Source organism: Allomuricauda sp. TY007, from assembly GCF_010468565.1.
Classification (GTDB): Bacteria; Bacteroidota; Bacteroidia; order Flavobacteriales; family Flavobacteriaceae; genus Flagellimonas.
This window is the reverse complement of sequence record NZ_WUEG01000054.1, coordinates 1-546: the sequence shown is the minus strand read 5'-3', so window position 1 is coordinate 546 and position 546 is coordinate 1. Positions and strand designations below refer to the sequence as shown.

General features: G+C 50.7%; 1 tRNA gene and 1 rRNA gene. Both read right to left on the bottom strand.

The features are described 5' to 3' along the window. Nucleotides 1-227, bottom strand: a 23S ribosomal RNA gene (locus tag GO009_RS17395); the annotation flags it as partial. 177 nt (nucleotides 228-404) lie between these two features. Next, a tRNA-Ala gene (locus GO009_RS17390) sits at nucleotides 405-481 on the bottom strand. Nucleotides 482-546 lie beyond the last annotated feature (65 nt).

Sequence of the window (546 nt, the reverse complement as noted above, 5' to 3'; positions counted from 1 at the left end):
TCTCGGAATCACTCTTGTTTTCTCTTCCTCCGCCTACTTAGATGTTTCAGTTCAGCGGGTTCGCCCCCATTGCTGGGTGACAGGCCTTCAACCTGCCGGGTTGCCCCATTCGGACACCCACGGATCAATGCTCATGTGCAGCTCCCCGCGGTTTTTCGCAGCTTATCACGTCCTTCGTCGCCTCTGAGAGCCTAGGCATTCCCCATACGCCCTTCTTTTGCTTGTCGCACCTGTACCCAAGTACAAATGCCCTCTCGTAATCCTTAATGTTCTATTCTACTTCGTGTTTCTTCTTTGACTTCGCACACAACGATATAAAATCGCTGTTGCTCCGTCCCAATATGTCAATGAACTTGTGGCGGACCGCCACTGGTGATAAGATCACCGTGGACGGCCAATTGCCGTGGTGGAGAATATCGGAGTCGAACCGATGACCTCCTGCGTGCAAGGCAGGCGCTCTAGCCAGCTGAGCTAATCCCCCATCTTTCAGTTATGAGTTATTAGTTGGGAGTTATGAGTGATAACCCTGTAACTCAACTTCTAAAA